Origin of the sequence: Enterobacter cloacae complex sp. P43RS (assembly GCF_014930585.1) — a bacterium.
Classification (GTDB): Bacteria; Pseudomonadota; Gammaproteobacteria; order Enterobacterales; family Enterobacteriaceae; genus Enterobacter; species Enterobacter bugandensis.
On the sequence record NZ_JADBRJ010000002.1, the window covers coordinates 299265 to 317890 of the forward strand.

The window sequence follows — 18626 nt, forward strand, 5'->3', positions numbered from 1 at the left end:
GCCCCCGGGGCAGTAAGCGAAGGCAGCGCAGTCAATCAGCAGGAAGGTGGCATGTCTGCACAACCCGTCGATCTCCAGATTTTTGGCCGTTCACTGCGAGTGAATTGTCCGCCTGAACAAAGGGATGCTTTGAATCAGGCTGCGGACGATTTGAATCAGCGGTTGCAAGATCTAAAAGAACGCACTAGAGTCACAAATACTGAGCAGCTGGTTTTCATCGCCGCGTTGAACATCAGCTATGAACTGACTCAGGAAAAAGCGAAGACCCGCGATTACGCGGCCAGCATGGAGCAACGCATTAAAATGCTCCAGCAGACCATTGAACAGGCGTTGCTTGATCAAGGTCGCAATCCCGAAAGACCGGGACCAAAGTTTGAATAACACTTCGCAGTTGACTATGGTAGAGTAACTGTGAAGACAAAATTTCTCTGAGATGTTTGCAAGCGGGCCAGTCCCCTGAGCCGATATTTCATACCACAAGAATGTGGCGCTCCATGGTTGGTGAGCATGCTCGGTTCGTCCGAGAAGCCTTAAAACTATGACGACACATTCACCTTGAACCAAGGGTTCAAGGGTTACAGCCTGCGGCGGCATCTCGGAGATTCCCTCTCTCTTCTTCTACCGACTACCATGACTCAATTCCCTGAAGTTTCTGCTTCACGCCAGGACATCCGTCAGCTCATTCGCCAGCGTCGTCGCGCCCTGACGTCTGAACAACAAGCACACTTTGCGCAGCAGGCCGCTGCCCGCATGATGGCCTATCCGCCCGTGGTGATGGCAAACACCGTCGCGCTGTTTCTCTCGTTTGACGGCGAACTGGACACCCAGCCGCTGATCGACCAGCTCTGGCGCGCCGGGAAAAAAGTTTACCTGCCGGTACTGCATCCGTTCAGCCGGGGCAATCTGCTGTTTCTGCACTACCATCCGCACAGCGAGCTGGTGGTGAATCGTCTGAAAATCACCGAACCGAAACTCGACGTGCGCGACGTACTCCCGCTGTCACAGCTGGACGTGCTGATTACGCCGCTGGTGGCGTTTGATGAACAAGGACAGCGCTTAGGTATGGGCGGCGGTTTTTACGACAGGACGCTGCAAAACTGGCAGCAGTACGGGTTGCAGCCGGTGGGGTATGCGCATGATTGCCAGGCTGTAGAAGCCTTGCCGGTGGAGAAATGGGATATTCCGCTGCCTGCGGTGGTAACGCCAGGTAAAACGTGGCTTTGGTAGCATAAAGCCGGGTGGCGCTTACGCTTACCCGGCCTACAAAAGCTCAACGTAGGTCGGGTAAGGCGTAGCCGCCACCCGACACCACAGACCGCACCATCAATACAACAGACGCGCGCGAATCGTCCCCGGTATGGCCTTCATGCTCTGCAGCGCTTTCTCAGCAACATCTTCATCGGCTTCAATATCGATAACCACATAACCCATCTGCGAGTTGGTTTGCAGATACTGGGCGGCAATGTTAACGCTCTGCTCGGCAAAAATCTGGTTGATGGCGGTCAGCACGCCAGGACGGTTTTCGTGGATGTGCAGCAGACGACGACCGCCGTGCAGCGGCAGAGACACTTCCGGGAAGTTCACCGCAGAAAGCGTTGAACCGTTGTCGGAATATTTGCTCAGCTTACCCGCCACTTCCAGACCAATATTCTCCTGCGCTTCCTGAGTAGAACCGCCGATGTGCGGCGTCAGGATCACGTTGTCGAATTCGCACAGCGGAGAGTTAAACGGATCGCTGTTGGTGGCCGGTTCCGTCGGGAACACGTCGATGGCCGCCCCCGCCAGATGCTTACGCTTCAGCGCATCGCACAGCGCAGGGATATCGACCACCGTACCACGCGCGGCGTTGATCAACAGAGATCCCGGCTTCATCAGCGCCAGCTCTTCCGCGCCCATCATGTTTTTGGTGGAGGCGTTTTCCGGCACGTGCAGGCTGACCACGTCGCTCATGTTCAGCAGGTCAGACAGATGCTGTACCTGCGTCGCGTTACCCAGCGGCAGCTTGCTTTCGATATCGTAGAAGTAGACGTGCATCCCCAGCGATTCCGCCAGGATCCCCAGTTGGGTACCGATGTGGCCGTAGCCGATGATACCCAGCTTTTTACCACGGGCTTCGTATGAGCCCGCGGCCAGTTTGTTCCACACGCCACGGTGCGCTTTGGCGTTAGCTTCCGGGATACCGCGCAGCAGCAGCAGCAGCTCGCCAATTACCAGCTCCGCCACGGAACGGGTGTTAGAGAACGGGGCGTTAAAGACTGGGATACCGCGTTTTGCGGCAGCGTTCAGGTCGACCTGGTTGGTGCCGATGCAGAAACAGCCAATAGCAACCAGCTTTTCTGCCGCGGCAATCACGTCTTCAGTCAGGTGGGTACGGGATCGCAGGCCAATGAAGTGGGCATCACGGATGGCGGCTTTCAGCTCTTCCGTGTCCAGCGCGCCTTTGTGAAATTCGATGTTGGTGTAACCCGCCGCACGAAGGCTATCAAGCGCTTTCTGGTGCACGCCCTCGACCAGCAGGAATTTAATCTTGTCTTTCTCCAGTGATACCTTTGCCATTTCCCCGACCCTGTTTTTATCTGAACTGATGTTGTGCTGGATTGAAATCCGCTGTAGCCAACATATCAAAAAAAACTATTGCAGCAATATGAACGTTTGCGTCGGCACTCTGAAGAAAAGTCATACAGGGCAAAATGACAGAGTAAAATGCTGAGGAAATTTACAAACGTGGCAGGATCGGCAAAAGAGGCGGAAAAGCGTGACACAAGTCACCAAATTTAGCTTTTCAAAAATTTTTTAGCGGGGGGAGCACTCCCCCCGTCAGATCATTTTACGATGGTTTTCACACCGTCAGCCGTACCGATCAGCGCCACATCCGCGCCGCGGTTGGCAAATAACCCTACGGTGACGACGCCTGGAATGCCGTTGATGGCGTTTTCCAGCGCAATTGCGTCGAGAATCTCCAGACCGTGAACATCGAGGATGACGTTACCGTTGTCGGTGACCACGCCCTGACGGTATTCCGGACGGCCGCCCAGCTTAACCAGTTGACGGGCAACCGCACTGCGCGCCATCGGGATCACTTCAACCGGCAGCGGGAAATTACCCAGAATGTCGACCTGCTTGGAGGCATCCGCGATACAGATGAACTTGTCCGCCACGGAGGCGATGATCTTTTCACGGGTCAGCGCCGCGCCGCCGCCTTTGATCATCTGCATATGGCCGTTGATTTCATCCGCGCCATCAACGTAAATGCCCAGACGATCCACTTCGTTGAGATCGAAAACGGTAATGCCGAGGCTTTTCAGCTTTTCCGTGGACGCATCGGAGCTGGAAACCGCGCCCTCGATCTGCCCCTTCATCGTGCCCAGTGCATCGATAAAGTGCGCCGCCGTTGACCCCGTACCAACACCGACAATGGTCCCTGGCTGTACGTACTGGAGAGCGGCCCATCCTACTGCTTTTTTCAGTTCATCCTGCGTCATGATCGTTTTGCCTGTGGTGTGAAAACTCAGGGCGCATTATAGAACACGTCGAATGGATTTCGTCTGTCAGGAAGGGAAAATTGTGTCATAGTGCAGATTAAGCAAAATTTAGGAGCCAGCCAGAGCAATGAAACGTCCGGACTACAGAACACTACAGGCACTTGATGCAGTTATTCGTGAACGCGGCTTTGAGCGCGCAGCGCAAAAGCTGTGCATCACCCAGTCCGCCGTATCACAGCGTATCAAACAGCTTGAAAACATGTTCGGGCAGCCGCTGCTGGTGCGTACCGTACCGCCGCGCCCAACGGAGCAAGGGCAAAAGCTTCTCGCCCTGCTGCGCCAGGTTGAACTGCTGGAAGACGAGTGGCTGGGTGACGAACAAACGGGTTCCACGCCGCTGCTGCTCTCGCTGGCGGTGAACGCCGACAGTCTGGCGACCTGGCTGCTGCCGGCCCTTGCGCCGGTGCTGGCCGACTCCCCTATCCGCCTGAATCTTCAGGTCGAAGATGAAACCCGCACCCAGGAGCGCCTGCGTCGCGGCGAAGTGGTTGGGGCGGTCAGTATCCAGCCTCAGGCCCTGCCAAGCTGTCTTGTCGATCAGCTGGGCGCGCTCGACTACCTGTTTGTCGGTTCAAAAGCCTTTGCGGAGCGCTACTTCCCGAATGGCGTCACCCGCGCTGCGCTGCTGAAGGCGCCTGCCGTGGCGTTCGACCATCTGGACGATATGCACCAGGCGTTTTTGCAGCAAAACTTCGATCTGCCGCCGGGCAGCGTGCCGTGTCATATCGTTAACTCGTCCGAAGCTTTCGTGCAGCTGGCGCGTCAGGGCACCACCTGCTGCATGATCCCGCATTTACAGATTGAGAAAGAGTTGAAAAGCGGTGAGCTGATTGACCTGACGCCGGGGCTGTATCAGCGCCGGATGCTGTACTGGCACCGTTTTGCGCCAGAAAGCCGCATGATGCGCAACGTGACTGATGCGCTGCTGGCGTTTGGACATAAGGTGTTGAGACAGGATTAAAATGAAAAGCCGGGTGGCGGCTACGCCTTACCCGGCCTATTGATTATTGTGCAGGTTTCGGCTGTGCTGCAACGGGTTCCAGCTGGAACACCACATCAACCTGATCGTCGAACTGAATCGTTGGCTGCTCGTAGGTTTCCTGAGCAGAAACCGGCGCGGCGTCCGCCTTCATCATCCGAACCATCGGGCTTGGCTGGTAGTTTGAGACGTGGTAACGCACGCTGTATACCGGGCCAAGCTTGCTCTTGAAGCCAGACGCCAGCTGTTCCGCCTGATGAATGGCATCATCAATTGCAGCTTTACGCGCTTCGTCTTTGTATTTCTCCGGTTGCGCAACGCCCAGCGACACGGAACGGATTTCATTCAGGCCGGCCTTCAGCGCACCGTCCAGCAGAGAGTTCAGCTTGTCCAGCTGACGCACGGTCACTTCCACAGTGCGCACGGCGCGATAGCCTTTCAGGATACTTTTGCCGTTCTGGTAGTCGTAATCGGGCTGGGTACGCAGGTTCGCAGAGCTGATGTCTTTTTTAGCAACACCGTTCTGTTCCAGGAAAGAGAGATATTGCGCAACACGATCGTCTGCCTGTTTTTTGGCGGAAGCGGCATCTTTTGCCGCCACATTCACTTCAATTGCCAGGGTTGCAACATCCGGTACCGCGTCCACGCTTGCGGTGCCTGACGTGACGATGTGCGGGCCATCCGGCAGTTCACTTGCCTGCGCCGACACCGCACCGAAACTTACTAATGCCGCGAGGGCCATCACTTTAAACTTCACTGTCATTCCTCCATGTTGCGAAGAGTGCCCTAACAACAGGGCTCATGCCAGCAAGCTTAGCGGGTCTTGCTCAGTTGTCCATAAGACAAGGATTAGTTGAACAATTCCTGGACGTGGTGAATGCCCTCTTTTGCCAGCTGAAAAGCAATAAACCACATCACCAGCCCCACCAGGGTATTAATAATGCGCTGGGCTTTGGCAGTCCGCAGACGAGGCGCCAGCCATGCCGCCAGAATGGCGAGACCGAAGAACCAGAGGAAAGAGGCGCTGACCGTGCCGAGCGCAAACCAGCGTTTCGGCTCAACGTCCAGCTGTCCGCCCAGGCTGCCCAGCACTACGAAGGTATCGAGATAAACGTGCGGGTTAAGCCAGGTGACCGCCAGCATGGTGACGATAATCTTCCAGCGGCCCTGCTTCATCACTTCGGCACTTGCCAGCTCAATGTTGCTGGTCATCGCCGTTTTCAGGGCACCGAATCCGTACCAAAGCAGAAACGCCACGCCGCCCCAGGTCACCAGCGCCAGCAGCCAGGGCGACTGCATCAGCAGCGCGCTGCCGCCAAAAATGCCGGCGCAAATCAGCAGCAGATCGCTCACCGCGCACAGGAGGGCAATCATCAGATGATACTGGCGACGAATGCCCTGATTCATCACGAAGGCGTTTTGCGGGCCGAGGGGTAAAATCATGGCCGCACCTAAGGCAAGCCCTTGAAAATAATAAGATAGCATGACGATTTTTCTCGCAGTGTTGTTCTGGAGGCTGACTATACTGCGCGAATCACATTAGAGGAAATGGATAATATTAATTGGGTATTAGCGGAGCTTATGAAAGTAAAGCCCGGTGGCGCGAGCGCTTACCGGGCCTACGGGTGACGTTATTCTGCTTCTTTGACTTTTTTGACGTTTACGTCCATCTGCGGGTAAGGGAAGCTGATGCCGTTGGCGTCGAAATCGCGCTTGATGCGCTCCAGCACATCCCAGTAAACGTTTTGCAGATCGCTGCTTTTGCTCCAGATACGCACCACGAAGTTAATAGAGGAAGCACCCAGTTCGTTCAGGCGAACCGTCTGCTCGCGGTCCTTCAGAATGCGGTCGTCAGAGGCGATGATATTTGCGATCAGCGACTTCACCTGATCGATATCGGAATCGTACGCCACGCTGATGATGAGCTCGTTACGACGCACCGGCTCGCGGGAGAAGTTAATGATATTGCCCGCAATGATTTTCCCGTTCGGTACCACCACAATACGACCATCGACGGTTCGCAGGGTGGTAGAGAAAATCTGTACCTGCAACACGGTACCGGCGATGCCGCCAAGGTCAACATATTCACCGGAACGGAACGGACGGAAAGTCACCAGCAGTACGCCCGCCGCCAGGTTTGAAAGCGAGCCCTGCAGTGCCAGACCAATGGCCAGACCGGCGGCACCAAGAACGGCAATCACGGAGGCGGTTTGCACCCCAACACGGCCCAGCGCGGCAATCAGCGTGAAGGCGATAATGCCGTAGCGCACCAGTGCGGAGAGGAAGTCAGCCACCGTGGCGTCAATGTGTCGTGCGACCATCACACGGTTGACGGCGTTCGACACGATACGCGCCACGATCATCCCGACGATGATGATGGCAATCGCCGCGACAATGTTCACGGCATAGCTCAGCAGCAGGGCCTGGTTGCGCACCAGCCAGTTACCGGCGTTATTGATGCTGTCTACAACATCGAGTTGTTCCATTTATTCTTCCTTTTGTTAAACCAAAACACAAAATCCATCCCCCATGGAGACAGGCAGGTCAGTAAAGGGTAAACAAAAAGCACCGGCTTTGCCAAACAGATCACAAAAACAGGTATTGCAGGATATTGAAAAAGCATAAAAAAAGGCCCGCATTTGCGGGCCTTCTGATGCTGTCAGCAGCTCAAATTACAGAACGTCGATTGCGTTCAGTTCTTTGAAAGCCTGCTCCAGACGGGTCACCATGGACGTCTGAGCAGCGCGCAGCCATACGCGTGGATCGTAGTATTTCTTGTTCGGCTGGTCTTCGCCTTTCGGGTTGCCCAGCTGGCCCTGCAGGTAAGCTTCGTTCGCTTTGTAGTACTGCAGGATACCGTCCCAGGTTGCCCACTGGGTGTCGGTATCGATGTTCATTTTCACTACGCCGTAGCTTACGGAGTCTTTGATTTCCTGAGCAGAAGAACCGGAACCGCCGTGGAAGACGAAGTTCAGGCTGTTGTGCGGCAGGTTGTGTTTCTTAGACACGTATTCCTGAGAATCACGCAGGATGGTCGGGGTCAGAACCACGTTACCTGGCTTATAAACGCCGTGCACGTTACCGAAGGACGCTGCAATGGTGAAGCGTGGGCTGATTTTGCTCAGCTCGGTGTAAGCGTAATCAACGTCTTCTGGCTGGGTGTACAGGGCAGAAGCGTCCATGTGGCTGTTGTCCACGCCGTCTTCTTCACCACCGGTGCAACCCAGTTCGATTTCCAGGGTCATGTCCATTTTGGCCATGCGCGCCAGGTACTTAGAGCAGATTTCGATGTTTTCGTGCAGTGACTCTTCAGACAGGTCGATCATGTGAGAAGAGAACAGTGGCTTACCGGTTGCCGCGAAGTGTTTTTCACCCGCGTCCAGCAGACCGTCGATCCACGGCAGCAGTTTCTTCGCGCAGTGGTCAGTGTGCAGGATAACTGGAACACCGTAGTGTTCAGCCATCTGGTGAACGTGGTGCGCACCAGAGATAGCGCCCAGGATAGCAGCACCCTGAGGAATGTCAGTTTTCACGCCTTTACCTGCGATGAACGCAGCGCCGCCGTTAGAGAACTGAACGATAACCGGTGCTTTAACTTTTGCAGCGGTTTCCAGTACGGCGTTGATGGAGTCGGTACCTACGCAGTTAACTGCTGGCAGAGCGAAGTTGTTTTCTTTAGCTACCTGGAACACTTTCTGTACGTCATCACCAGTGATAACGCCAGGTTTTACGAAATCAAAAATTTTAGACATGTTGCTTAGTCCTGTATCTTCGGCCGTTAGAAAAGGTGCGAGCTCTTAAAAGCGCGCTGAAAATTGGGCAGGTTTCCCTGCCCTTGAATGGCTTACTTCTTAGCGCGCTCTTCGAGCATTGCTACTGCTGGCAGTACTTTGCCTTCCACGAATTCGAGGAATGCGCCGCCACCAGTGGAGATGTAGGAGATCTTGTCAGCGATACCGAACAGGTCGATTGCTGCCAGGGTGTCACCACCGCCTGCGATAGAGAACGCTTCGCTGTCTGCGATTGCGTTAGCCACGATTTCAGTCCCTTTGCGGAAGTTCGGGAATTCGAACACGCCAACAGGACCGTTCCACAGGATAGTTTTTGCGTTTTTCAGGATTTCAGCCAGTTTCTGTGCAGAAACGTCGCCCAGGTCCAGAATCTGCTCTTCGTCTTTGATGTCGTTTACTGATTTCAGGGTCGCGGTTGCGGTTTCGGAGAACTCGGTCGCCACGCGAACGTCAGTTGGAACCGGGATATCACAGGTACCCAGCAGACGTTTGGCTTCGTCAACCAGGTCTGCTTCGTACAGGGATTTACCGACATTGTGGCCCTGAGCGGCAACGAAGGTGTTCGCGATACCACCGCCCACGATCAGCTGGTCAGCGATTTTAGACAGGGAATCCAGAACGGTCAGTTTGGTAGACACTTTAGAACCACCAACGATAGCGACCATTGGGCGAGCAGGTTCTTTCAGTGCTTTACCCAGTGCTTCCAGTTCGTCAGCCAGCAGAGGACCCGCACACGCGACGTCTGCGAATTTACCGATACCGTGGGTAGATGCCTGCGCACGGTGCGCAGTACCGAATGCATCCATCACGAATACGTCGCACAGTGCAGCGTATTTTTTGGACAGGGTTTCGTCGTCTTTCTTCTCGCCTTTGTTGAAGCGAACGTTTTCCAGAACAACCAGCTCACCTTCGGCAACGTCTACGCCGTCCAGGTAATCTTTCACCAGGCGAACCGGGTTGGACAGTTTGTCTTTCAGGTAATTAACAACCGGCAGCAGAGAGAACTCTTCGTTGTACTCGCCTTCAGTTGGACGGCCCAGGTGGGAGGTGACCATCACTTTAGCGCCCTGCTTCAGAGCCAGTTCAATGGTTGGCAGAGATGCACGGATACGCGCGTCGCTGGTCACTTTGCCATCTTTAACCGGTACGTTCAGATCGGCACGGATGAAAACGCGTTTACCTGCCAGATCCAGATCGGTCATCTTAATTACAGACATGGTGAATCCTCTCGTTGATTCTTAAAGTTTTGCAAGCGCAAGGTGCGCTCTACCTGAAACCTTTTGCGGCCATGGCTAACGTGGTGTCGAGCATTCGGTTAGCAAAGCCCCATTCGTTATCACACCAGACCAGCGTCTTGATAAGGTGCGCACCACTGACTCGCGTCTGCGTGCCATCCACGATGGCGCTGTGCGGGTCGTGGTTAAAATCTACTGAGACCAACGGTAATTCCGTATAGTCAACTATACCATGAAATGCTCCCTGTGCCGCTTTTTGCAGCAACAGGTTGACTTCACAGGCTTTTACCGGTTTTTTCACCGTCACGCTGAGGTCGATTGCGGTGACGTTTATCGTCGGAACACGCACGGCAATCGCTTCGAAACGGTCATTAAACTGCGGGAAAATTCGGGTGATCCCTGCAGCCAGTTTCGTGTCCACCGGGATGATTGACTGGCTCGCCGCGCGAGTGCGTCGTAAATCCGGGTGATAGGCGTCGATAACCTGCTGATCGTGCATGGCGGAGTGAATCGTAGTTACGGTGCCGGATTCAATGCCATACGCATCGTCTAACAGTTTGATGACCGGAATAATGCAGTTGGTGGTGCAGGAGGCGTTGGAAACAATGCGGTGTTCGGCTTGCAGCTCATGCTGGTTGACGCCAAACACGACGGTCGCGTCGAGGTCGTTACTTCCGGGATGAGAAAACAGGACTTTTTTCGCGCCTGCTGCCAGATGCGCTTCGCCGTGTTCGCGGTTGCCATACACACCGGTACAGTCAAGCACGATATCCACACCCAGTTCACGCCAGGGTAGCCCGGAAATGCTGTTCTCATGCAGCACACGAATAGCGTCATCACCCACAAAAAGCTGATCTCTTTCCTGGCGCACATCCCAGGCGAAGCGTCCGTGGCTGGTGTCATACTTCAATAAATGCGCCATGCCAGCAGCATCTGCCAGTTCATTGATTGCCACCACGGTGATTTCCGCCCGACGTCCGGATTCATACAAAGCACGAACCACATTACGCCCGATGCGACCGAAGCCATTAATCGCTACGCGTACGGTCATAGATCTCCTGCAAAGCAATCCCTGAGTTTGAGGTGGCTGAAAGAGTAATCCAGCGACGCCCGAAGGGGAATCTTTGCTATCACAAACTGCGATTGATTGGTCAATTGTCGAACATTTAATCGACTGAAACGCTTCAGCAAGAATAAGCGAATCGGGGAATAAAAGGAATGTCTGTCCAGATGAATAAGCGAGCTATATGACTTGCGTCACATTTTCGTTGGAATAATGACGCAAAAAAAGCCGGGTAAGCGCTAGCGCTTACCCGGCCTACTTTTGAGCCATTTGTAGGCCCGGTCAGCGTAAGCGCCACCGGGCAAAACGGCGATTACAGCAATTCTTTCGCCTTCGCGACAACGTTCTCAACGGTGAAGCCGAACTCTTCGAACAGCTGTTCTGCCGGAGCAGACTCACCGAAGGTGGTCATACCGACGATAGCGCCATTCAGACCCACGTATTTGAACCAGTAGTCAGCAATACCCGCTTCCACCGCCACGCGAGCGGAAACCGCTTTAGGCAGTACGGATTCACGGTAAGCCGCATCCTGCTTGTCGAACGCATCGGTAGACGGCATGGAAACCACGCGCGCCTTCACGCCTTCGGCAGTCAGTTTTTCCCATGCAGCTACAGCCAGTTCAACTTCAGAACCGGTCGCGATGAAGATCAGCTCAGGCTGGCCCGCGCAATCTTTCAGCACGTAGCCACCGCGGGCGATGTTTGCCAGCTGCTCAGGGGTACGCTCCTGCTGCGCCAGGTTCTGACGGGAGAGGATCAGCGCGGTCGGGCCGTCCTGACGCTCAACGCCGTATTTCCAAGCCACCGCAGATTCAACCTGGTCACATGGACGCCATGTGCTCATGTTCGGGGTTACGCGCAGGGAAGCTACCTGCTCTACCGGCTGGTGAGTTGGACCGTCTTCGCCCAGACCGATGGAGTCATGGGTGTAGACCATCACCTGACGCTGTTTCATCAGCGCAGCCATACGCACAGCATTACGTGCATATTCCACGAACATCAGGAAGGTAGAGGTGTATGGCAGGAAACCACCGTGCAGAGCGATACCGTTCGCGATAGCGGTCATACCGAACTCACGTACACCGTAATGGATGTAGTTACCGGCAGTGTCTTCGTTGATTGACTTAGAACCAGACCACAGGGTCAGGTTAGAAGGCGCGAGGTCAGCGGAGCCGCCCAGGAATTCTGGAAGCAGCGGACCGAACGCTTCAATCGCATTCTGAGATGCTTTACGGCTGGCGATTTTAGACGGGTTCGCCTGCAGCTTCGCGATGAATTCGTTGGCTTTCGCGTCGAAGTCAGACGGCATATCGCCTTTCATACGACGGGTGAATTCAGCCGCTTCCTGTGGGAACGCCTTCGCATAGGCAGCGAATTTCTCGTTCCAGGCCGCTTCTTTCGCCTGGCCCACTTCTTTAGCATCCCACTGAGCATAGATCTCAGACGGGATTTCGAAGGCAGGGTGTTTCCAGCCCAGTGCTTCACGGGTCAGTGCGATTTCCGCGTCGCCCAGCGGTGCGCCGTGGGAGTCATGGGTGCCCGCTTTGTTCGGAGAACCGAAGCCGATGATGGTTTTGCACATCAGCAGGGACGGTTTGTCGGTGACTGCGCGAGCTTCTTCTACTGCACGTTTAATCGAGTCAGCATCGTGGCCATCAACACCACGCACAACGTGCCAGCCGTAGGCTTCGAAACGTGCGGCGGTGTCGTCGGTGAACCAGCCTTCAACGTGACCGTCGATGGAGATACCGTTGTCGTCGTAGAACGCCACCAGTTTGCCCAGCTTCAGGGTACCAGCCAGGGAGCACACTTCGTGAGAAATGCCTTCCATCATGCAGCCGTCGCCCAGGAAAGCGTAGGTGAAGTGGTCAACGATGTCATGGCCAGGACGGTTGAACTGCGCCGCCAGGGTCTTCTCGGCAATCGCCATACCCACAGCGTTAGCAATGCCCTGACCCAGCGGGCCGGTGGTGGTTTCTACGCCAGCGGTGTAGCCCACTTCCGGGTGACCTGGAGTTTTGGAGTGCAGCTGACGGAAGTTTTTCAGCTCTTCGATTGGCAAATCGTAGCCGGTGAGGTGCAGCAGGCTGTAGATCAGCATAGAGCCGTGGCCGTTAGACAGCACGAAACGGTCGCGGTCAGCCCATGCCGGGTTCTGCGGGTTGTGGTTAAGGAAATCACGCCACAGGACTTCGGCGATATCAGCCATACCCATAGGGGCACCCGGGTGGCCGGATTTGGCTTTCTGTACTGCGTCCATGCTCAGCGCACGAATAGCATTAGCAAGCTCTTTACGTGAGGACATTTTAACTCCAGATCGGACTGTTAAAGGCCATGCCCTTGACGACAGCGCGTTTTGGGCTACGCCGGAAAAAAGTGCCAACAATGTAACCCAAGCCGCAGGGCATGTACATGGACCATTCTTTTGCAGCTTAAGAAATCTCTGGATCATGCTCGCATGTTGCGCAATCTGCTCGCCCGCGCCTGTAGATATTCCTTATACTTATCCCGCCCCGGCTTCGTTGCGGGGGCACTTTTCGGATTTTATTCAGTTTAACGAGTACGGAAGCAACCTCATGAAAATGCGTGCAATAGTGCTGGCCCTGGGTACAACGCTCGTGCTGAGCGGCTGTCAGAATATGGACTCTAACGGTCTGATGACCTCAGGTGCAGAAGCCTTTCAGGCCTACTCCCTGAGCGACGCGCAGGTTAAAGCGCTGAGCGATCAGGCCTGTAAAGATATGGACGGAAAAGCCACGCTTGCGCCGGCTGACAGTACCTACACACAGCGTCTGAATAAGATTGCTTCCGCGCTCGGCGATAACATCAACGGCCAGCCGGTGAACTACAAGGTTTACATGGCGAAAGACGTCAACGCCTTCGCGATGGCTAACGGCTGTATCCGCGTCTACAGCGGGCTGATGGATATGATGACCGACAACGAAGTGGAAGCGGTTATCGGCCATGAAATGGGTCACGTTGCGCTCGGCCACGTGAAGAAAGGGATGCAGGTTGCCTTAGGCACCAACGCCATTCGCGCGGCGGCGGCCTCTGCGGGCGGCATCGTTGGCAGCCTGTCCCAGTCGCAGCTTGGTGACGTAGGTGAAAAACTGGTTAACTCCCAGTTCTCGCAGCGTCAGGAGTCCGAAGCGGACGACTACTCCTACGACCTGTTGCGCAAACGCGGTATTAATCCATCCGGTTTAGCCACCAGCTTCGAAAAGTTGGCAAAACTGGAAGCGGGTCGCCAGAGCTCCATGTTTGACGATCACCCGGCCTCAGAAGCGCGCGCGCAGCATATTCGCGACCGAATGGCCGCTGACGGAATTAAATAATTTTGGAAGGAGGCAATTTTGCCTCCTTTTTATTTCGCATGAATTGCTAACTAAATCGCACGTATCGGTAACACCTCTGAAAGCCCCGTCAAATCTACCCTTTCCGGCTGAAACGTCTGGTCACATATTTATTGCAATCGTTAATCTTTCCGGTAATTATCAAACGCGCAGTAATTCAATTTAATATATTAAGACAGAGACGTTCCCTCCGTGAAAAAAGAATTATCGTTAATTGCTTTAAATTTATTCGCCGCATTACCCGCCGCTGCAAGCCAGCAATCTGACAGCAAGGGTTTTATCGACGACAGCCATTTAGACCTGTTTTTACGCAATGCGTATATCAGCCGTGACTACCATCAGGGCCAGCAGGATAAAGCCGAATGGGGTCAGGGCATCATCGCCTCCTTTGAATCCGGCTATACCGAAGGGCTGGTGGGCTTTGGCGTGGACGGCATCGCGCAGTACGGCGTGCGCCTGGACGGCGGTCGCGGCAAGAGCGGCGCGGGCGGTATCGACTTCTTTAAACAGGAAGACGATGGCCGGGCCAAATCCGATTTAGCGAAATTTGGCGCTACCGCCAAAATGCGGATCTCGAATACCGTGCTGAGCTACGGTAACCAGCGTCCTGAACTGCCTATCGTTAATGCCGACAGCTCCCGCCTGCTGTTTGAAAGCTACACCGGTGCCATGCTGACCTCGAAAGAGATCGACGGCCTGGAAGTGAACGCCGGTTATTTCACCGACGAGCAGCGTAAAAGCGACGACCGCCACGACAGCGGCCTGAAAAGCCTGACTTTCGGTGGCGCAAGCTACCAGTTCAACGACCAGTTCAGCGGCGCGCTATACGCCTCTCATAACGAAGAGGTGATGAACAAACAGTACCTGGGGATGAATTTCAAACAACCGTTCAGCACCGGACAGCAGCTGGTGCTCGACTTTAACGGCTATAACTCGCGTCTGGATCAGGGCTACGCTGACAGCCTCGACACCGGCCGCAGCAACACCATCTGGAGCCTGGCGGCGAGCTACATCTGGGATATTCACACGTTCAAAGTGGCGTACCAGCAGAGCAGCGGCAGCACCGGCTACAACTACGGCGGATATCGCGACAAGGGCGGCGTGGGTGACGGCGGCAACACCATCTGGCTGGCGAACTCCTACTGGTCTGATTTTAACGGTGAAGACGAACGCTCATGGCAGGCCTCTTACGGCCTGGACTTCGGCGGACTCGGCCTGCCGGGCCTGAGCTGGACCACCGCCTACGTGCGCGGCGACAACATTAAGACCTCTGAAACCAGCAACGGCAAAGAGCACGAGTGGTTTAACCAGATCCAGTACCAGGTGCAGGATGGTCCGGCAAAAGATCTGAAGCTGAAACTGCGCTACTCCGTGCTGCGCGTCTCCAGCAACGCCAGCGACTATAACGTGGGCGGGGACGAGATCCGCGCCTACGTGGAATACCCGTTTAACGTGTTCTGATAAAACAAGCCGGGTGGCGGCTTCGCCTTACCCGAACTACTGTTTTCTCCCTCTCCCCGTGGGAGAGGGAGAAAACAGCTAGTAAAGCGTTTTCTGCGGCGGCCCGGCAAACTTCAGCGCGCCAATCTGACCCATCCGCACTTCCACTACCGACGGTCCCGGCATCGCCAGCGCCTCCGTCATCACGGCTTCAAAATCCTCTGCCCGCTCAACGCTCCACGCCTGCAGGCCAATTGCCTGTGCCAGCAGGGTAAAGTCCGGCGTATGCAGTTCGTTATAATACTGTCGCCCGCCGAAGTACTTATCCTGAATGCCGCGCATCACGCCGTAGCCCCCGTCGTTCATGATCAGCAGCGTCACGTTAGCTTTCTCCTGCGCCAGCGTCGCCAGCTCGCCTAAATTCAAGCTCAGGCCACCGTCGCCCACCAGCCCCACCACCTTACGCTGCGGGTTGGCAATCGCGGTACCAATCGCCATTGGCAGCCCCATGCCAATCGCCCCGGCAAGAGAGTGAATGTTCATCAGCGGACCGTTAGCGCGGAACAGACGACTGCCCCACAGGCTGCCGGAAACGGTGATATCGCGCACCAGCAGGCCGTCCTGCGGCAGGGCTTTTTCAATGGCGTCGTTGAGCTTCGCATAGGCGCCGCACTGCTCGCGCAGGCCCTGTTCAGCCTGCGAGACCACCTGCTGCACCTGCGCGTCCCACTGGGCGTTGCCCCACTCGCGGCCCTGCGCTTTTTCAGCCAGCGCGCCAAGCAGCGCTGAACAGTCGGCTATCAGCGTGTTGTCCATCAGATAGTTACGGCTCGCCGCCGCCGGGTCGATATCTATCTGCACGCGTGGAGACGGCAACTCCAGCGACCAGGAGCGGGTTTCGTTGCTGCGCAGGCGTGAACCGGCGACCAGCGTAAAATCACACTGCGCAATCAGCGCCTCTACCGACGGCGAGTTGTGGAACGCGCGCAGGCTGGCACGATGGCCGTCCGGCAGCACGCCGCGCGCGTGGGTGCTGGAGATCACCGTCACGCCCGCATCCGCCAGTTTTTTCACCGCGTCCGCGCTTCCCAGCGCCCCGCCGCCCAGCCACAGCAGCGGCTGTTTAGCCTGCCTGAGCTGCGCCCATAAAGCATCCACCATCGCGGGATCCACAGCTGCAACCGAAGCCGGTTTCACCGGTGCGGTCACCAGAGACAGCGGAATTTTAGCCCCCTGAATATCAATCGGGATTTCCACGGAGACCGGCCCGCACGGCGGCGTCTGCGCCTCCTGAATCGCTTTATGCAGGATGGCCATCGCCTGGCTGGCATTGCTGATGCGGTACGCCCGTTTTGAACTGGCCTTCAGGAAGGTCAGCTGGTCGCGGGTCTCGTGGATAAACCCGGTGTCGGCATCCAGCCAGGCCTTTTCAACCTGTCCGGTTAAATGCAGCAGCGGCGTGCAGGCGTTCATCGCCTCCACCAGCGCGCCTACCGCGTTCCCCGCCCCCGCGCCGGTGCTGGTCAGCGCCACGCCGAGGCCGGAAAACCGCCCGTGGGCGTCGGCCATGGTGACGGAACCCGCCTCGCCGCGCGCGGGCACGAAGCGGATTTTGCCCCGCTGCCCTACCGCGTCCGCGATCGGCAGGTTGTGAATGGAGATGACGCCGTAGAGGGCCTCAACCTGATACTGCTCCAGCGTTCTGGCGATGGCGTCGCCGACGGTTATCATTTCGCTCATTGCTCACCCTTTCTCAGTCGCACCAGTGGTTGACGCTGTTACCCGTCGCCAGATAAATGCTCTTTTGCTGCATCCAGGCTTTCAGCCCCTGAATGCCCTTTTCGCGGCCCAGACCGCTCTCTTTAAAGCCCCCGAACGGGGTCGAAATCGCAAAAACTTTGTAGGTGTTGATCCACACCGTACCGGCCTCCAGCTGCTCGCTCAGGCGCAGCGCCCGCCCGGTGTCGCGGGTCCAGATCCCTGCCGCCAGGCCGTAAACCGAGTCGTTCGCCTCGCGGATCAACGCCGCTTCATCGCGAAACGGCATCGCCACCAGCACCGGGCCGAAGATCTCCTCCTGGCAGGCGCGGGCGCCGTTCGTCAGCCCTTCGATAATGGTCGGCTGGAAGAAGCTGCCGTTTGCGAGGTCAGGATCCGCCGGGCTCTCCCCGCCGCACAGCACCCGGCCCCCCTCGCGCTTCGCCAGCTCGACGTATTCCTGCACGCTCTGGCGATGTTTCTCATTGATCAGCGGCCCAACGTGAACGCCGTCGGTGAAGGGGTGCCCTACGCGCAGCCCGCGAGTTAATTCCAGCAGCCGCGCCATCAGCGGCGCGTACAGGCTTTCGTGGATAAACAGCCGGGACCCGGCGATGCACGCCTGCCCTGCTGAGCTGAAAATGCCGTAGCAGATCCCGCGCGCGGCCTGCTCAACGTCGGCATCCTCCAGCACAATGGTCGGGGATTTTCCGCCCAGCTCCAGCGACGCCGGAATAAGCTTTTCCGCGGCCACGTGCGCCAGATGGCGGCCCGTGGCGGTGCCGCCGGTAAAGGAAATTTTTCGCACGCGGGGATGGCGCGCCAGCGCGTCGCCAATCACCGAGCCTTTGCCCGGCAGCACGCTCAGCAGCCCGGCGGGCAGCCCGGCCTGTTCAAAAATGCGCGCCAGCTCCAGCGCCATCAGCGGCGTGGCTTCGGCAGGCTTGAGGATCACCGCGTTCCCGGCGGCGATGGCCGGGGCGACCTTCTGCATCTCGCTGGCAATGGGCGAGTTCCACGGCGTGATGGCCGCCACCACGCCGAGCGGCTCATAGCGGCTTAGCGTCAGCAGATCCGGCTGGCGCGGCGTGGGCAGTTCCCCTTCCAGCAGCTCGCAGGCGGCGGCGAAGTAGCGGGCCGTTCCCGCCGCGCTCATCACCAGCCCGCGCGCCTCCGCCAGCGGCTTGCCGTTATCCCGGCTCTGCATCTGCGCCAGCTCGTCAGCGCGGGACTCAATCAGATCCGCCACCTTGTGCAGGATCTTCGCCCGCACGTGCGGCAGGCTGTTGCGCCAGACGGGATCGCGCCACGCGCACTCGCCGGCCTCGATCGCGTCGTGCAGATCGTCAAGGTTTGCCGCGTTCAGCGTCGCATTGAGCGACCCGTCAGCCGGGAAGTGGCTCTGCATCGGGTTGCCACCGCCGCGTCGCCACTGGCCGCCGATAAAAATCTTCAGATCGTCCAT

Annotated in this window: 16 protein-coding genes and 1 other RNA gene; 6 read left to right on the forward strand and 11 right to left on the reverse strand. The window is 56.6% G+C overall.

Going from position 1 to position 18626, the window contains the following annotated elements:
- Positions 1 to 51 precede the first annotated feature (51 nt).
- The 3 genes from zapA to IM294_RS05235 all read left to right on the forward strand — a co-directional run bounded on the left by zapA (position 52) and on the right by IM294_RS05235 (position 1227).
- Positions 52 to 381 carry a cell division protein ZapA gene (zapA, locus tag IM294_RS05225; RefSeq protein WP_006811891.1) on the forward strand — a complete coding sequence of 110 codons (330 nt, stop codon included), beginning with the start codon at positions 52 to 54 and terminating at the stop codon, positions 379 to 381.
- 41 nt (positions 382 to 422) lie between these two features.
- Positions 423 to 606: non-coding RNA, 6S RNA (ssrS, locus tag IM294_RS05230), on the forward strand.
- A gap of 24 nt (positions 607 to 630) precedes the next feature.
- Positions 631 to 1227, forward strand: a complete 597-nt coding sequence (locus tag IM294_RS05235) for a 5-formyltetrahydrofolate cyclo-ligase (RefSeq protein WP_063155132.1) — start codon at positions 631 to 633, stop codon at positions 1225 to 1227.
- Positions 1228 to 1323: 96 nt separating this feature from the next.
- Here IM294_RS05235 and serA read toward each other — a convergent pair whose 3' ends face one another.
- On the reverse strand, positions 1324 to 2556 hold the full coding sequence (serA, locus tag IM294_RS05240) for a phosphoglycerate dehydrogenase (RefSeq protein ID WP_041908347.1): 1233 nt from the start codon (positions 2554 to 2556) through the stop codon (positions 1324 to 1326).
- A 266-nt stretch (positions 2557 to 2822) separates the two neighbouring features.
- Entirely contained in the window at positions 2823 to 3482 is a 660-nt protein-coding gene (rpiA, locus tag IM294_RS05245) for a ribose-5-phosphate isomerase RpiA (protein ID WP_003860091.1), read from the reverse strand.
- A 127-nt stretch (positions 3483 to 3609) separates the two neighbouring features.
- Here rpiA and argP point away from each other — a divergent pair, with 127 nt between their 5' ends.
- Positions 3610 to 4503 (forward strand): DNA-binding transcriptional regulator ArgP, encoded by an 894-nt coding sequence (gene argP / locus IM294_RS05250; RefSeq protein ID WP_003860089.1) that lies wholly within the window; start codon positions 3610 to 3612, stop codon positions 4501 to 4503.
- 43 nt (positions 4504 to 4546) lie between these two features.
- Here argP and IM294_RS05255 read toward each other — a convergent pair whose 3' ends face one another.
- The 7 genes from IM294_RS05255 to tkt all read right to left on the reverse strand — a co-directional run bounded on the left by IM294_RS05255 (position 4547) and on the right by tkt (position 12915).
- A complete protein-coding gene (locus IM294_RS05255; protein ID WP_028014336.1) occupies positions 4547 to 5278 on the reverse strand; it encodes an oxidative stress defense protein in 732 nt (243 codons plus the stop codon).
- A gap of 92 nt (positions 5279 to 5370) precedes the next feature.
- Positions 5371 to 6006 carry an arginine exporter ArgO gene (argO, locus tag IM294_RS05260; RefSeq protein WP_126817205.1) on the reverse strand — a complete coding sequence of 212 codons (636 nt, stop codon included), beginning with the start codon at positions 6004 to 6006 and terminating at the stop codon, positions 5371 to 5373.
- A 146-nt stretch (positions 6007 to 6152) separates the two neighbouring features.
- Positions 6153 to 7007, reverse strand: coding sequence for a small-conductance mechanosensitive channel MscS (gene mscS, locus IM294_RS05265; RefSeq protein ID WP_003860082.1), 855 nt, complete (start codon positions 7005 to 7007; stop codon positions 6153 to 6155).
- A gap of 186 nt (positions 7008 to 7193) precedes the next feature.
- Positions 7194 to 8273: a class II fructose-bisphosphate aldolase gene (fbaA, locus tag IM294_RS05270; protein ID WP_008499731.1), complete on the reverse strand. Its 1080-nt coding sequence runs from the start codon at positions 8271 to 8273 to the stop codon at positions 7194 to 7196.
- Between the two features lie 92 nt (positions 8274 to 8365).
- Positions 8366 to 9529, reverse strand: coding sequence for a phosphoglycerate kinase (pgk, locus tag IM294_RS05275; RefSeq protein ID WP_028014337.1), 1164 nt, complete (start codon positions 9527 to 9529; stop codon positions 8366 to 8368).
- Positions 9530 to 9578: 49 nt separating this feature from the next.
- Entirely contained in the window at positions 9579 to 10598 is a 1020-nt protein-coding gene (epd, locus tag IM294_RS05280) for an erythrose-4-phosphate dehydrogenase (protein WP_047364520.1), read from the reverse strand.
- 325 nt (positions 10599 to 10923) lie between these two features.
- Positions 10924 to 12915 carry a transketolase gene (gene tkt / locus IM294_RS05285; RefSeq protein ID WP_126817203.1) on the reverse strand — a complete coding sequence of 664 codons (1992 nt, stop codon included), beginning with the start codon at positions 12913 to 12915 and terminating at the stop codon, positions 10924 to 10926.
- 271 nt (positions 12916 to 13186) lie between these two features.
- Here tkt and IM294_RS05290 point away from each other — a divergent pair, with 271 nt between their 5' ends.
- Both IM294_RS05290 and IM294_RS05295 read left to right on the forward strand, forming a co-directional pair.
- Positions 13187 to 13945 carry a M48 family metallopeptidase gene (locus IM294_RS05290; RefSeq protein ID WP_028014340.1) on the forward strand — a complete coding sequence of 253 codons (759 nt, stop codon included), beginning with the start codon at positions 13187 to 13189 and terminating at the stop codon, positions 13943 to 13945.
- Positions 13946 to 14155: 210 nt separating this feature from the next.
- On the forward strand, positions 14156 to 15424 hold the full coding sequence (locus tag IM294_RS05295) for an OprD family outer membrane porin (RefSeq protein ID WP_126817201.1): 1269 nt from the start codon (positions 14156 to 14158) through the stop codon (positions 15422 to 15424).
- A gap of 78 nt (positions 15425 to 15502) precedes the next feature.
- Here the strand turns inward: IM294_RS05295 and IM294_RS05300 are convergent, their stop codons facing one another.
- Positions 15503 to 17143 carry a thiamine pyrophosphate-binding protein gene (locus IM294_RS05300; RefSeq protein ID WP_126817199.1) on the reverse strand — a complete coding sequence of 547 codons (1641 nt, stop codon included), beginning with the start codon at positions 17141 to 17143 and terminating at the stop codon, positions 15503 to 15505.
- 13 nt (positions 17144 to 17156) lie between these two features.
- Positions 17157 to 18626, reverse strand: a complete 1470-nt coding sequence (locus IM294_RS05305; protein ID WP_126817197.1) for an aldehyde dehydrogenase — start codon at positions 18624 to 18626, stop codon at positions 17157 to 17159.